Source organism: Ruegeria sp. AL3 (assembly GCF_056536065.1).
Genome location: NZ_JBQFJG010000001.1, coordinates 586,519 through 598,877, shown reverse-complemented (window position 1 = coordinate 598,877; position 12,359 = coordinate 586,519). Strand labels below are relative to the sequence as shown.

The window sequence follows — 12,359 nt, the reverse complement described above, 5'->3', positions numbered from 1 at the left end:
GGTTACTTTTCTCGCAACAGCCGGAAGGCTGTCGAGGCGCCCCAGCCTGCCGCGATCGCTATAACCAGCGACATTAGACCGTACCAGACGGGTTGCTGGCGGGACATATTGTACAAAAAACGCTCTAGGCCAACTTTCCGAACATCAATGATCGTTTCATATTGCGAGACGACCTCTCCGCCACGGGTCAGGAAAATCCGGGCGGTATAATCGCCTTCGGTCAGGTCGGCGGGCATATCGATCGAGGTGCGGAACAGGGTCTGTTCATCCACTGCCACGGTATTTTCGCGGATCGAATACAGGTGTTCGTGTTCTCGAATTCTTATTACGGCGTCTGCAAAATCCTGTGCGCCCCGGATATGCATCGCGGCACCGACCGAGCGGATCGCGCGTTCGATCGAAATCCGGTAGCGCAGGTCTTCGGTGTCGGACAGGATGTCGTCAAAGGGTCCGCTGGTTGCGACGGCGTAAAAGCTGGGTGCAAGATCGACAAGAACACTGTCGGTGTTCACCCAGATCCCAAGCTTGCGTTCCTTGCGTCGCACGGTGACAGGCTCGGACGGACCAGCAACCGCGACGATGACTTCGACCGGAGGGCCTGAAGGGATTGGGGTTTCCCGCTTGATTGCCCCAAATATCAGAAGTTCCGATCCGTCGAATGTCGCGGTGATGGCAACCCGGTCCTGGCTGAGACCAAGGACAACCTGCTCTTCCGCCGCCAGAGCGGGCATGCAGAACAAGCACAGGGCGGCAATAAACGAACGCAACATCCTCAGTGCCCTCCACCGCTGCCAAGCGAGTAGAGCTCGGCAGGTTCAATAAGCAGATCAAGTGCCAGCTTGCCACATACGGCCAGTACCAGAGCGGCAAGCAGCACGCGCAATTGTTCCGCCGGCATCCGGGCTCCGATCACGGTTCCGATCTGGGCGCCAATGACGCCGCCCACCAGCAACAAGACCGCCAGAACAACATCAACCGTATAGTTGGTGGTGGCGTGCAGCATCGTGGTGAAGGCTGTCACAAAGATGATCTGGAACAGCGACGTGCCGACAACGACCTTGGTCGGCATACCCAGCAAATAGATCATGGCAGGAACCATGATGAAGCCGCCGCCAACGCCCATGATCGCGGACAAAACCCCAACGCACAGACCGACCAAAGCTGGCGGGATGACCGAGATATACAGGCCCGAGGTGCGGAAACGCATTTTGAAGGGCATGGCATGGACCCAGCCCCGCTGCCGACGCTTGGCAGGGGCCGCGCCGCCTTTCTTGGCTTTACGCAGGGCCCTCAGGCTTTCGACAAACATCAGGCTGCCGATGACGCCAAGAAAAACAACGTAACAGAGTGTCACCAGCAGATCGACCTGACCCAGGCTTTTGAGATAGTTGAAGACAACCACGCCCAGAGCGGCCCCAACAAGCCCGCCAACCAGCAATACCGTTCCCATCTTGAGGTCCACGGTCTTTCGTCGGAAATGTGCCAGAACTCCGGAAAAGGATGATGCGACGATCTGATTGGCTTCGGTAGCAACAGCCACCGCCGGCGGAATACCGATGAAGAACAGCAGCGGGGTCATCAAAAAGCCGCCACCGACACCGAACATGCCGGACAGGATGCCGACCATACCGCCCAACCCCAACAAGAGGAAAGCGTTTACTGAGACTTCGGCGATGGGCAGGTAAATGTGCATGGTACCGTTACTTTGCGTATGGCCGTGGCTTGCCTGTTATGGGTTGAGATTTCAAGGGTGGTAATTGTCGTGTGCCGTGGGTCAAACAACATCAAACTCCCCCGGGTTCCGCCAAAGAAAAGATCTCTTCTGGCGGTAGAAAAAGGTCAAACCCGATTTTACCGGCGACGCCCATGACAAGAAGCGCCAAAAGGATACGCAATTGTTCGGCTTTCAGACGTGCACCAATCTGCGTTCCCAATTGCGCACCCAAAACACCGCCCAGCAACAGGAACAGGGCGAGGACAACATCGACACTGTAGTTGGTCGACGCATGTATCATCGTTGTGAACCCGGCAACGAAAATGATCTGGAACAGGGATGTCCCGATAACCACCTTTGTCGGGATGCCAAGGACATAGATCATTGCGGGAACCATGATGAACCCACCGCCGACTCCCATGATCGCCGACAGAACACCAACGCCGAAACCGACCAGAGCCGGAGGTATGACAGAGATGTAAAGTCCAGACGCCGGGAACCGCTTCTTGAACGGCAGGGCGTGAACCCAGGTTCGCTGACGTCGCTTGGGGGCAGGACCATTGCCTGACCGGCTGGCCTTTCGGATGGCCGCAAGGCTTTCGATAAACATCAGGGTTCCGATGGCGCCCAAAAACACGACATAGCAAAGCTGTACCGCCAGATCGACCTGCCCGAGATGCTTCAGGAAATTGAAAACCACCATTCCAAGGGCCGCACCAAGCAGCCCTCCGGCCAGCAGAACGCTTCCCATTTTCAGGTCCACGGTCTTGCGTCTGAGATGGGCCAGCAAGCCCGAAATAGACGAGGCAACAACCTGATTTGCTGATGTGGCCACAGCAATCGCCGGGGGTATGCCGATAATGAACAGCAACGGGGTGATCAAAAACCCGCCTCCAACCCCGAACATGCCGGACAGAATGCCGACAGCCCCACCGATCCCCAAAAGCAGGAATGGGCTGACAGAAACTTCTGCTATGGGAAGGTATACGTGCATACCCTCTTAGAACGGTTGCGGCATGCAAAATCAACTCTGCATGCCGCTCCGCAGCGAACAGGACTGAAACTCAATTCGGAACTGGCCTTATCAGCGCTCTTTGACGTAGGGTTCTCCGCCCGCCCGAGGTGGGATGGCTTTGCCGACAAACCCGGCAAGAATCACCACCGTCAGGATATAGGGCAGGGCGTCCATCACCTGCACGGGAATCACGACGCCACCCAGGTCGATATTTTGGAACCGCAGCGCGATCGCTTGCAGCAGACCGAACAGCAAGCAGGCCCACATGGCATGCCACGGGCGCCACTTGGCAAAGATCAGCGCGGCCAAGGCGATAAAGCCACGACCGGCGGTCATTTCCTTGACAAATCCTGCCTGCAAGGCCGTAGCCAGATAGGCGCCTGCAATACCGCACAGCACACCACAGATGGCGACAGCGGCGAACCGCAGGCCAACAACCGAGACACCGGCGGTGTCCACTGCGGCAGGGTTCTCACCCACCGCCCGCAGGCGCAGACCGAACCGGGTGCGATACAGAATCCACCACGTGGCCGGAACCATCAGGAACGCGACATAAACCAGGATCGAGTGGCCCGAGAGCAATTCGGAATAGATGGGACCAATAATCGGCACACCGCTGAGGGACTCGGCGAATGGGAAGTTGATCGGTTCGAACCGGCCCCCGCCAAACAGGGAGGGTGTCCGCCCACCTTGCTGAAACCAGCTTTGCGCGACCAGGACAGTCAGGCCCGAGGCCAGAAAGTTGATGGCCACGCCCGATATCAATTGGTTGCCCCGAAATGTGATCGACGCCAGCCCGTGCAGGCCCGACAGCAACAATGAGGATGCGATACCGGCCAGCAGGCCCAGCCACACGGACCCTGTGACAGCTGCGATTGCAGCCGAAAAGAACGCTGACATCAACATTTTGCCTTCGAGACCGATGTCGAAAATCCCGGCCCGTTCCGAAAACAGACCGGCCAGACAGGCAAGCAGCAGTGGCGTGGACAGGCGAATGGTCGAATCCAGAACCTGAATGAGGGTTACGAAAAATTCCATCACTCAGCCCTCTTCCTCATACCCAGGAACAGCTTTTCAAGCGGCATGCGCACCATGTTGTCCAATGCGCCGGTGAACAGGATGACCAATGCCTGAATGACCACGATCAGTTCCCGCGGAATCGAAGCCCACAGCGCCAGCTCGGCGCCGCCCTGATACAGAAATCCGAACAAGAGCGCGGCCAGAAACACGCCGAACGGATGTGAACGCCCCATCAGAGCCACGGCGATGCCAATGAAGCCCGCGCCCTCGGTCGAGTTCATAACAAGTCGCTCGGCCTCGCCCATGACGTTATTGATGGCCATCAGCCCCGCCAGTCCGCCGGAAATCAGCATCGCGACAATCGTGATGCGCACAGGTGAAATACCGGCATAGACAGCGCCAGTCTCGGAATGGCCGTAAGCCCGGATTTCATAACCCAGACGCGTGCGCCAGATCAGTGCCCAGACAACGACGCAGGCAAGCAATGCGATGAAAAAGGTGATGTTCGCCGGGGCGCCACGGAAAACAACGTTCTCTGCGGTCGAGAACATTTCCTGGAAAGAGGGCAGATGCACGCTTTCAGAGAACCGCGCGGTGGCCGGGTCCTGCGACCCTTGGGGGCGCATGACATTGACCAGCATGTAATTCAGGAAAGCAGCGGCGATGAAGTTGAACATGATCGTGGTGATCACGATATGGCTGCCGCGCTTTGCCTGAAGATAGGCCGGAATGGCTGCCCAGAGCGCGCCGAACAGCATCGATGCCGCACAGGCGGCAAGCAAGGCAATGCTCCAATGCGGCCAGTCGACATAAAGACAGACCATGGCCACGCCCAGCCCGCCCAGCATCGCCTGACCTTCGCCCCCGATGTTGAACATACGGGCATGGAAGGCGACGGCCACCGCAAGACCGGTAAACATGAAGTTTGTCGCGTAATAGAGCGTATAGCCCCAACCATAGGTCGACCCCAGCGCACCAGTGACCATCAGTTTGACGGCTTCGACAGGGTTTTCGCCGATGGCGAGGATGACCAGCGCCGAAAGGATTGCGGCCAGTATCAGACTGATCAGCGGGATCAGAACGACATCGGCCCATTTAGGCATTTTTTCCATGTTACGCGGCCTCTCCCGCAACACCGGCCATCAGAAGGCCCAGTTCTTTTTCATCTGTCTCATGGGGCAGGCGTTCTCCCATGATATGTCCGTCAAACATCACCGCGATCCGGTCCGAGAGCGAGAAGATTTCTTCCAGTTCGACCGATACCAGCAGGATTGCCTTGCCCTGATCACGCAGCGCGACAATCTGTTTGTGAATGAACTCGATGGCGCCGATGTCCACGCCCCGCGTGGGTTGCCCGACCAGCAACAGGTCGGGGTTGCGTTCAATCTCGCGGGCGACAACGATTTTCTGCTGGTTGCCGCCCGAGAAACTCTTGGCTGCCAACCAGGGATTGGGCGGGCGGACGTCGAATTTCTCGATTTTGGCTTCGGTATCGGCGCGCAACGCCGCGTTGTCCATGAATATACCGCGTTTATAGGCCGGGTCGCGGTGATACCCGAAGGCCACGTTTTCCCAGGCGTGGAAGTCCATGATCAGGCCTTCGCGCTGCCGGTCTTCGGGCACGTGGGCAATGTGTTGCGTGCGGCGGGCCTGACCATCTGATCCGGCCCCACTCAGTGCCAGCGGTTCGCCGTTCAGCTTGATCGTGCCCTGTCCGGGGCGCATTCCACCAAGAACTTCCAGCAGTTCGGATTGACCATTGCCCGCCACGCCGGCGATGCCGACGATCTCACCTGCGCGCACGGTCAGGTCGATGTTTTTGACCCGTTCAACGCCCGCCGAATCAAAAACGCTGAGATTTTCGATCTCGAGAATGGGTTTGCCGGGCGTCGCGGGCACTTTGTCGACTTGCAGCAGAACCTTGCGGCCGACCATCAGTTCGGCCAACTCCTCGGGGCTGGTCTCGGATGTTTTGACCGTGGCCGTCATTTGCCCGCGCCGCATAACCGACACCGTGTCGGTGTTTTCCATGATCTCGCGCAGTTTGTGCGTGATCACGATGACTGTTTTGCCCTCGGACCGCAGTCGGTCGAGAATGCGGAACAGCTGATCGGCTTCGGCTGGGGTCAACACGCCGGTCGGCTCGTCCAGAATCAGAATTTCGGCCTTGCGGTACAGTGCCTTCAGGATCTCGACCCGCTGCTGCATCCCCACGCCGATCTCGTCGATGCGCTTGTCGGGATCGACGAACAGTTCGTATTCTTCCTCGAGCTCTTTCAGCTCTTTGCGGGCTTTTGCCAGTGATGGCGCCAGCAACCCGCCATCCTCGGCGCCCAGCACGATGTTTTCCAGAACTGTGAAATTTTCCACCAGCTTGAAATGCTGGAACACCATCCCGATGCCCGAGGCGATGGCCGCCTGGCTGTCCGGGATGTCGGTCTTTGTCCCATTGATCCAGATCTCACCTTTGTCGGCTTTATAAAAGCCGAAGAGAATGCTCATCAACGTGGATTTGCCCGCGCCGTTTTCACCGATGATCCCATGGATCGTACCGGGTGCAACGCTGATCGAGATGTCTTTGTTGGCCTGAACTGGCCCAAAGGCCTTGGATATCCCTTTGAGCTCAATGGCTGGGACGGTCATGTCTTGCCCTCAACTGCCGAGAAACCCATCCAGCTGTCCGCTCGGATGGCGAAGTGGGTGGCGAGGCGGAAGGCACTCTCCCGCCCCGCGCGTAATCAGAACTGCAGTGCCGGGCAGCTGTCGTTCTCGTAATAGCTTACAACATTGATGTCGCCGTTGATGATCGCCTTGCGGGCTTCGTCGACGGCGTCGCTCATGCGAACCGAAACAAGCTCTTTGTTGTTTTCATCCATGGCAACGCCAACCCCATCTTCGGCCAGACCCATGGTGAAAACGCCGGTTTCGACGTTTTCGCCTGCTTTCATCGCTTCATAAACAGCGACGTCCACACGCTTCAGCATCGAAGTCAGCACTTTGCCTGGGTGCAGGTGATTCTGGTTGCTGTCCACACCAATCGACAGGATGTCTTCGTCAGCTGCAGTTTGCAGAACACCTACGCCGGTTCCGCCGGCAGCAGCGTAAATCACATCAGCGCCCTGGCTGATCTGTGCTTTTGTAAGCTCCGAACCTTTTACCGGATCGTTCCAGGCAGCAGGCGTTGTTCCTGTCATGTTGGCAACAACATTGATGTCTGGGTTCACGGCCTTCGCGCCCTGGGCATAGCCGCATCCGAAATGGCGAATCAACGGGATGTCCATGCCTCCGATGAAACCAACGGTGCCGGATTTCGACGCCATGGCGGCCATCATGCCGACGAGGTAGGACCCTTCGTGCTCGGCAAAGCCAATCTGGCGGATGTTTGGAGCGTCCAGCCAAGTCACGTCAACAGCGACGAATTTGGTGTCGGGGTAGTCACTTGCAACAGCGGCCAGGGCGTCAGCGATTCCGAACCCCATGGTGATGATCGGATTTGCACCGGATTCCGCAAAACGGCGCAGGGCCTGTTCGCGCTGCGGTTCTGCCTGAATTTCGATTTCCAGATACTTGCCGCCGGTTTCATTCGCCCAGCGCTGCGCGCCGTTATAGGCGGCCTCGTTGAAGGACTTGTCGAACTTGCCGCCCAAGTCAAAGATCACCGCCGGCTCGGCCAGAACCGCTCCGGCTGACATTGCGACCGCAGCGGCAGCACCCATCAAGGATTTCATCAGGGTCATTTCAGTCTCCCAATATTATTTTGTTGGCACAGGGTCAGATTAGCCCCGTTCACCCACTTTTAGCGAGCATAACTGTTGTGATGGCGGGTATTAAGGGGGTTTGCAACCACCATGGTCAAATGAATTCTGACCAAATGGTCTAAAAAACGGGCGATTGCCGTTGGGGCAGGCGGCATTCCATTACAAGTGCATCAATTTTTTGGCCCGTTTCGCGTGCATAGTACGCCTTGCGCAGCCCGCACTGCCGATATCCGCATCGATTGTACAGGGAGATGGCCGCAATGTTGTCGGCCGCGACATCCAGAAAGGCACGCGTTGCCAGCAAATCGATCGCCTGATCATGCCATTCCTGCATGAGTCGAAGTGCCAGGCCCTGCCTTTGAAACGAAGGGTGGGTCGCAATTGTCAGCAACTCGGCTTCGCCCGCAATCACCTGAAACAGTGCAAAGCACCGGGAATCTCCGACGGCATAAGTAAAGCGGTTTTTAAGAAGGGCGGCAAATTCGTCTTCTGTCCAGCCGCGCGATTGCGAAAACGCTGCGGCATGGGTCGATGCCATCTCGTGCGGTGTCATTCGTTCAGCAGGACAGGGGGTGTATCGCGGGACGGAGCCGCATCGGCGGGCCTTACGTACAAAGGTGCAGGCGGCAAGCTGGTGCGATCCCAGCGCCGCGCGGCCAGCCGGGCGATGGCTTGTGCCAGCAAGGCAGGGTCAGAGCAGGAATACAACGGCCCGCCAAGTTCCGCTTCGGCCCGAGGCAAGAGACACGGATCGGCACCGGGCATTTTCACATAAACATGGTCGCGCGGGGCAGGGATCGCCGGTATCTGCCCGTCTTCCGCCAGCTCACCCAAGGCATCGAAGCCGGAAACTCCGACCGCAGGGATTTCAAGCCCAAGTGCAAGACCGCGCGCGGCCGAGACCGAAATACGGATGCCGGTGAAGTTACCGGGCCCTATCCCAACGCCGATCGCGTCCAAACTGGCCCAATCACATCCGGTTTCCGCCAGCACGTCTTCCAACAGCGGAAACAATCGTTCGGCTTGTCCGCGTGACATTGCTTCGGCACGAGACGTCACGATTTCGCCATCACGCAACAAAGCGGCCGCGCAATGCGCGGCCGATGTGTCAAACGCCAGAATCGTCGGGTTAGACGGCAACAGGGCGAACCTCGGTCACTTCCGGAATGTAATGGCGCAGAAGGTTTTCGATACCCATCTTCAGGGTCAATGTCGAAGACGGGCAACCCGCGCAGGCCCCCTGCATGTGCAGATAGACCACGCCGCGATCAAACCCGTGGAACGTGATATCACCCCCATCCTGAGCCACGGCAGGACGCACACGGCTGTCCAGCAAGTCCTTGATCTGGTTGACGATATCAGCGTCCTCACCAGAGTGCTCGGCATGGCCCGAGGCCCCGGCGGAATCTGCGCCCATAACAGGCTGGCCGGATTGATAATGCTCCATCACCGCGCCAAGAATGGCCGGTTTGATGTGGTCCCACTGTACGTCGTCCGATTTGGTAACGGTGACAAAATCGTTGCCAAAAAACACGCCAGTCACACCGTTGACCGCAAATATGCGTTTGGCCAGAGGCGATTTTTCGCCCGCTTCCGCAGTTGGGAAATCCGCTGTTCCAGCTTCCAGCACCGTTTGGCCGGGCAGGAATTTCAACGTGGCCGGATTGGGGGTGGATTCGGTCTGGATGAACATGAGGGCGCTCCGTCTGATGTGCTTCTGATATGCGCGCAGGCGCACGGGAAGTCAAGATTTGGAACGATTCTAAATTGCGGAAGAGTATTCTAATGCGTCATCCAGACGGTCATCGCCCCAGAACAACTCTTCCCCGGCCAGAAAACTTGGTGCACCAAACAGACCAAGCGCCTTGGCGCGGGCAGATTGTTCAAACAGGGCCTGTTTTATGTCCGTGTCCCCTGCGCGGTTCATCACGCTGCTGCGCAACCCTGCTTCGTCGAGGCAGGAGGCCAGAACGCTGTCCTCGGAGATATTCTGCCCGGCGCCGAATTCGGCGCTGAAGACGGCCCGAACAAACGCCGCCCGTTCCCGATGATCCTCGATGGCCAGAACCAGACGCGCTGCCCTGAGCGAATTCTGCGGAAAAGGATCGGGCTTTGCAAAAGGAAGCCCGCGCGCCTTGCACAGACGTTCCATATCGCGCCACATGTACCGGCCTTTGGCCGGATACAGGTTGAAAGGTGAGGTGCGCCATCCCTGTTCCGCGAAAATCGGACCCAACAGGAACGAGTGCCATTCAATGGCGACGCCTTTGTCTTGCGCGGCCGCTTCGATCCGCATCGCGCTGAGGTAGGAATAGGTCGAGGCGAATTCGAACCAGAACTGTATCGTCTTCGCCATCGCCGCTCCTCAGGTTATTTCTTCCAGTTTCTCTTTGCTCAGATTACCTGGAACGATCGTGATCGGAATCGGCAGGCTACCCGAGTTCTTTGTCAGTTGAGTCACCAACGGACCGGGACCTTTCTTGTCGGTCCCCGCCCCAAGAACAAGAACACCAATCTCGGGATCGGACTGAACATGTTCGATGATCTCTGGCACGGGATCGCCTTCGCGAATGGCCAGTTCAGGTTCCACGTTCTGTTTGTCCCGCATCCATTTGGCAAACACTTCGAAGTGCGCGTGGATACGTTCGCGGGCTTCTTCACGCATGGTTTCGGCCACACCGATCCAGTGATTGAACTCGTCAGGCGGGATGACGGAAAGGACCGTCACACCACCTCCGGTATGGGCAGCCCGCATTGCGGCAAACCGCATCGCGTTCAGGCATTCGCGGCTGTCATCCAGAACGACTAGGAACTTACGCATGGGTATCCTCTTTAGGTTTCCGGGATCATGCCCGACCGATCGCGCGCTGGCAACTCGGGCAAGCCTGGGGCATTGCGCTAGCGTTCGCTTGCAGCCCAATCCCAATAGAGCGCGCGGGCACGGCGAGCAATAGGACCCACCTGAAATTGCGTATCCTCCAGCGCAGTTACCGGTGTGACCTTGCTCATGTTTCCGGACATGAAGACCTCGTCGGCCTCGTGGAAATCCTCGAAGCTCAGAACCGTTTCGTGGACCTTCACACCATCCGCGCGCAGGTTTTTGATATGCCGGGCCCGGGTAATGCCGGCCAGGAAAGTTCCGTTCGGGATCGGTGTAAAGACTTCGCCATCCTTCACCATAAAGATGTTGGCCGTCGCCGTTTCCGCTACATGCCCCATCGCATCGGCCACCAAAGCGTTGGAAAAGCCTTTCGAGCGTGCCTCTTGCAGCATGCGGGCGTTGTTGGGGTAGAGGCACCCCGCTTTGGCGTTTACGACCGCGCTTTCCAGAACCGGGCGGCGGAAGCGCGTGGTCGACAGAGTGACCGACGCGGTTTCGGGGGCCATTGGGATTTCTTCCAGGCAGATGGCAAAACCGGTGCTGTTTTCCTGCGGGACTATTGCCGTGCTGTCACCGTCGATTCCCCAGTACATCGGACGAATGTAAACGGCTGTGTCCGGGCTGTAGGCCTGCAACCCTTCGCGTACCAACTCGACCATCTGTTCGGTCGTCATGGTCGGCGTCAGCATCAAGGCTTCGGCTGACCGGTTCACCCGTGCGCAATGGGCCTCCAGATCCGGGGCCACCCCGTCAAAATACCGCGCGCCATCAAAGACCGAAGATCCCAGCCAGGCGCCATGATCCGCCGCGCGCATGATGGGTGCGTCCCCCTCATGCCATTGGCCTTGAAAATAGGTCCGGATGTTCGTGCCGGTTGCCATGACGCCCTCCTTTGATTCAGGCAAACCCTAGGAGGGCGTCAGGCGAAGGTCCAGTGCAATCAGCGTGATGCGGCGCCGACCATGCCAACGATTTCGTAGGTCTTTTGCAGGATAGGAGCAGCGATTTCACGTGCGCGCTCGGCACCGCGGGCGAGAATCCGGTCAATCTCGGCCTGATCCCCCATCAGACGTGACATTTCGGTCGAGATCGGAGCCAGTTTCGCCACTGCCAGATCGGCCAGCATCGGTTTGAACTCACCGAACTGCTTGCCGCCTACTTCGGACAGAACCTGTTCGATGGTTTGATCGTTCAGGGCCGCGTAAATATTGACCAGGTTACGCGCCTCGGGGCGGTCCTCGAGCCCTTCGGCTTCTGACGGCAGAGCATCGGGGTCGGTCTTGGCTTTGCGGATTTTCTTGGCAATCGCTTCGGCGTCATCCGTCAGGTTGATCCGGCTCATGTCAGAAGGGTCGGATTTCGACATCTTCTTGGATCCGTCCCTCAGGCTCATGACACGTGTGGCCGCACCTTCGATCACTGGCTCGGTGACGGGGAAGAAATCGACGCCGAAATCGTTGTTGAACTTGATGGCGATGTCGCGGGTCAGCTCAAGATGCTGTTTCTGGTCTTCGCCGACCGGTACGTGGGTTGCGTGGTAGATTAGAATGTCCGCAGCCATCAGAGCAGGATAGGCAAACAAGCCAAGCGAAGCGTTCTGCTGGTTCTTGCCGGCCTTGTCCTTCCATTGGGTCATGCGCTGCATCCAACCCATACGAGCAACACAGTTAAATATCCAAGCCAGTTGCGCGTGTTCCGGCACTTGGCTTTGATTGAACAAAATCGATTTTTCGGGGTTTAGTCCAGAAGCGATGTAACCGGCACAAAGCTCCCGCGTTGCATGCTGTAACTCGATTGGATCTTGCCAGACCGTGATTGCATGAAGATCGACCATGCAATAGATGGTTTCAAATTCCTCGCTTTGCATTCTCACCCAGTTCCGAAGCGCACCGAGATAATTGCCGAGGTGCAGGTTACCCGAAGGCTGTGCGCCGGAAAACACGCGGGGCGTAAACTGGGTCTCGGTCATCA

The 12,359-nt window shown here is 57.8% G+C and carries 14 protein-coding genes; all 14 read right to left on the bottom strand.

Translation table 11 applies throughout. The annotated features are described in order from the left end of the window. Nucleotides 1-2: 2 nt before the first annotated feature. Nucleotides 3-770 (bottom strand): TIGR02186 family protein, encoded by a 768-nt coding sequence (locus tag ACR3E6_RS02990; RefSeq protein ID WP_171634903.1) that lies wholly within the window; start codon nt 768-770, stop codon nt 3-5. Nucleotides 771-772: 2 nt separating this feature from the next. After that, nucleotides 773-1,693: a sulfite exporter TauE/SafE family protein gene (locus ACR3E6_RS02985; RefSeq protein ID WP_171634900.1), complete on the bottom strand. Its 921-nt coding sequence runs from the start codon at nt 1,691-1,693 to the stop codon at nt 773-775. 91 nt (nt 1,694-1,784) lie between these two features. Beyond that, on the bottom strand, nt 1,785-2,708 hold the full coding sequence (locus ACR3E6_RS02980) for a sulfite exporter TauE/SafE family protein (protein WP_480485755.1): 924 nt from the start codon (nt 2,706-2,708) through the stop codon (nt 1,785-1,787). Nucleotides 2,709-2,798: 90 nt separating this feature from the next. Then, a complete protein-coding gene (locus ACR3E6_RS02975; protein ID WP_171634895.1) occupies nt 2,799-3,767 on the bottom strand; it encodes an ABC transporter permease in 969 nt (322 codons plus the stop codon). Further along, on the bottom strand, nt 3,767-4,861 hold the full coding sequence (locus ACR3E6_RS02970) for an ABC transporter permease (protein ID WP_171634892.1): 1,095 nt from the start codon (nt 4,859-4,861) through the stop codon (nt 3,767-3,769). Before ACR3E6_RS02970 ends, ACR3E6_RS02975 begins: the two co-directional genes overlap by 1 nt. Nucleotide 4,862: 1 nt before the next feature. Continuing rightward, on the bottom strand, nt 4,863-6,392 hold the full coding sequence (locus tag ACR3E6_RS02965) for an ABC transporter ATP-binding protein (protein WP_480485752.1): 1,530 nt from the start codon (nt 6,390-6,392) through the stop codon (nt 4,863-4,865). A gap of 95 nt (nt 6,393-6,487) precedes the next feature. Further along, a complete protein-coding gene (locus ACR3E6_RS02960; protein ID WP_171634886.1) occupies nt 6,488-7,486 on the bottom strand; it encodes a BMP family lipoprotein in 999 nt (332 codons plus the stop codon). Nucleotides 7,487-7,625: 139 nt separating this feature from the next. After that, nucleotides 7,626-8,060, bottom strand: coding sequence for a GNAT family N-acetyltransferase (locus tag ACR3E6_RS02955; RefSeq protein ID WP_209834646.1), 435 nt, complete (start codon nt 8,058-8,060; stop codon nt 7,626-7,628). Next, complete coding sequence (tsaB, locus tag ACR3E6_RS02950) at nt 8,057-8,647, bottom strand: tRNA (adenosine(37)-N6)-threonylcarbamoyltransferase complex dimerization subunit type 1 TsaB (protein ID WP_480485749.1); 591 nt, start codon at nt 8,645-8,647, stop codon at nt 8,057-8,059. The genes ACR3E6_RS02955 and tsaB overlap by 4 nt, the downstream gene beginning before the upstream one ends. Next, the gene (locus tag ACR3E6_RS02945; protein WP_152456863.1) at nt 8,637-9,200 is read right to left on the bottom strand and encodes a NifU family protein; all 564 of its coding nucleotides are present in this window, start codon (nt 9,198-9,200) and stop codon (nt 8,637-8,639) included. The genes tsaB and ACR3E6_RS02945 overlap by 11 nt, the downstream gene beginning before the upstream one ends. A 69-nt stretch (nt 9,201-9,269) precedes the next feature. Further along, complete coding sequence (locus ACR3E6_RS02940) at nt 9,270-9,863, bottom strand: DsbA family protein (protein WP_480485747.1); 594 nt, start codon at nt 9,861-9,863, stop codon at nt 9,270-9,272. 9 nt (nt 9,864-9,872) lie between these two features. Beyond that, on the bottom strand, nt 9,873-10,328 hold the full coding sequence (locus ACR3E6_RS02935; RefSeq protein WP_171634880.1) for a universal stress protein: 456 nt from the start codon (nt 10,326-10,328) through the stop codon (nt 9,873-9,875). A gap of 77 nt (nt 10,329-10,405) precedes the next feature. Next, on the bottom strand, nt 10,406-11,269 hold the full coding sequence (locus tag ACR3E6_RS02930; RefSeq protein WP_209834642.1) for a branched-chain amino acid aminotransferase: 864 nt from the start codon (nt 11,267-11,269) through the stop codon (nt 10,406-10,408). A gap of 59 nt (nt 11,270-11,328) precedes the next feature. Beyond that, on the bottom strand, nt 11,329-12,357 hold the full coding sequence (gene trpS / locus ACR3E6_RS02925) for a tryptophan--tRNA ligase (protein WP_171641678.1): 1,029 nt from the start codon (nt 12,355-12,357) through the stop codon (nt 11,329-11,331). Nucleotides 12,358-12,359 lie beyond the last annotated feature (2 nt).

Bases quoted from the DNA above. Each gene is read 5' to 3' on its own strand.
- ACR3E6_RS02970 (WP_171634892.1), bottom strand. From the start codon at position 4,861: ATGGAAAAAATGCCTAAATGGGCCGATGTCGTTCTGATCCCGCTGATC.
- ACR3E6_RS02935 (WP_171634880.1), bottom strand. From the start codon at position 10,328: ATGCGTAAGTTCCTAGTCGTTCTGGATGACAGCCGCGAATGCCTGAAC.
- ACR3E6_RS02965 (WP_480485752.1), bottom strand. From the start codon at position 6,392: ATGACCGTCCCAGCCATTGAGCTCAAAGGGATATCCAAGGCCTTTGGG.
- ACR3E6_RS02955 (WP_209834646.1), bottom strand. From the start codon at position 8,060: ATGACACCGCACGAGATGGCATCGACCCATGCCGCAGCGTTTTCGCAA.
- ACR3E6_RS02930 (WP_209834642.1), bottom strand. From the start codon at position 11,269: ATGGCAACCGGCACGAACATCCGGACCTATTTTCAAGGCCAATGGCAT.
- ACR3E6_RS02960 (WP_171634886.1), bottom strand. From the start codon at position 7,486: ATGACCCTGATGAAATCCTTGATGGGTGCTGCCGCTGCGGTCGCAATG.
- ACR3E6_RS02975 (WP_171634895.1), bottom strand. From the start codon at position 3,767: ATGGAATTTTTCGTAACCCTCATTCAGGTTCTGGATTCGACCATTCGC.
- ACR3E6_RS02990 (WP_171634903.1), bottom strand. From the start codon at position 770: ATGTTGCGTTCGTTTATTGCCGCCCTGTGCTTGTTCTGCATGCCCGCT.
- ACR3E6_RS02985 (WP_171634900.1), bottom strand. From the start codon at position 1,693: ATGCACATTTACCTGCCCATCGCCGAAGTCTCAGTAAACGCTTTCCTC.
- ACR3E6_RS02945 (WP_152456863.1), bottom strand. From the start codon at position 9,200: ATGTTCATCCAGACCGAATCCACCCCCAATCCGGCCACGTTGAAATTC.
- ACR3E6_RS02980 (WP_480485755.1), bottom strand. From the start codon at position 2,708: ATGCACGTATACCTTCCCATAGCAGAAGTTTCTGTCAGCCCATTCCTG.
- trpS (WP_171641678.1), bottom strand. From the start codon at position 12,357: ATGACCGAGACCCAGTTTACGCCCCGCGTGTTTTCCGGCGCACAGCCT.
- ACR3E6_RS02940 (WP_480485747.1), bottom strand. From the start codon at position 9,863: ATGGCGAAGACGATACAGTTCTGGTTCGAATTCGCCTCGACCTATTCC.